This window comes from Streptomyces sp. NPDC047453 (genome assembly GCF_040643155.1).
Taxonomy (GTDB): Bacteria; Actinomycetota; Actinomycetes; order Streptomycetales; family Streptomycetaceae; genus Streptomyces.
Map to the genome: position 1 here is coordinate 1 of NZ_JBEYTS010000182.1, position 1,349 is coordinate 1,349.

Annotated in this window: 1 protein-coding gene; it reads right to left on the minus strand. The window is 69.4% G+C overall.

Annotation, left to right across the window (positions count from 1 at the left end):
- Positions 1 to 433: 433 nt before the first annotated feature.
- A partial coding sequence (locus ABZ818_RS42805) for a serine hydrolase domain-containing protein (protein ID WP_361427759.1) occupies positions 434 to 1,349 on the minus strand: 916 nt, incomplete at its 5' end.

Below are 1,349 nucleotides of genomic sequence, written 5' to 3' on the forward strand. Positions count from 1 at the left end.
GTCATGACGGCTCCAGTGAGCACGGTCACGGCCAGCAAGGCCTTACGCCCGCCACCTCGCGAAAGAGTGGGACGAAACCTCGGCGATACACGTGCGTGCATGGAACAACTCCTGTCGTGACAGTGAAGAGCAAGCGATGAGCGAGTCGGTGCGCGCCCCGGTGACGGTGGCGGATTCCGACTCCGGGACCCAGATACGGGCTCTTGCAGGATGTGGGGCCATGTCGGACGGCCCGTCGCTCCGGTGGCCTGGCGACGCTCGTGAGCACGGGCCCGCCGGGGTATCGGTCGCCGTTCCCGCGAGCGGGAGCGGCGACCGATACCGTCAAGCGCCGATGGCGGCAGGGGCCCGCCCACCGGCCTGACCCGCCCTCATCGGGCGTCTGCGGCCGCGGTGCGGGAGCGGCGGCTTTCCGGTTGGGGCAGTGAGGCTTTCAGCGGCACAGGGTCGTTTCGACGGCGGTCTGCGCGTGCTGTTCGGTGGCGCTGTCGGCCGGGATGGCGGTCAGTGCGATGTTGACCGCACGGCCGTCCTCCGTGACACCTCCCAAGGTGGCGTATCCCGGAATGGTGCCGCCATGGCCCCAGTAGACGCCGCCGCACGGCAACGGCGTGCTGGTCAGGCCCAGTCCATAACGGACACCCGGGCCGGCCGCCTCTGCGGGAACGGTGGTGCGCATCTGGGTGAGCTGGGCCCGGGGCAGGAGTTTGCCGTCGAGGAGGGCGGTGTAGAAGCGATTGAGGTCGCTGTTGGTGGAGATCACCGCACCCGCGGCCCAGCCCCAGGACGGGTCGAGTTCGGTGACCTCGCGCCAGGGCGAGTCGGCCGTGTCCCGGTGGTAGCCCTTGGGGTGGGGCTCGTGGATGGTCATGTCTCCGGGGGTGGGGAAGTAGGTGTGGCGCAGTCCGATGCGGTCGACGATGCGCCGGTTGATCTCCTCGCCCAGCGGGCGGCCGGTGACCTTCTGGATGATCAGGCCCGCGACCAGGTAGTTGGTGTTGCTGTACTCCCACTTCGCGCCCGGGGAGAAGTGGGCCTTCTGTGCGAGTGCGCTGGCGAGGAGCTCGCGCGGCTCGTAGTACCTCTGCGGATCCTCGAGGATCGCGCGCTTGTCCACGTATTCGGGCAGGCCGCTGGTGTGCTGGAGGAGTTGGCGGACGGTGATGTGGCGTCCGTCGATGCCCTCACCGCGCAGCAGGCCGGGCAGGTAGGTGTCGACGGGGGCGTCCAGGGCGATCTTCTTCTCGGCGACCAGCTGCAGCGCGACCACGGCCGTGAATGCCTTGGTGTTGCTGCCCGCCCGCACCTGCCCGTCCCTGGGTACCTTCGCCCCGGTCCTGAGGTCGCCG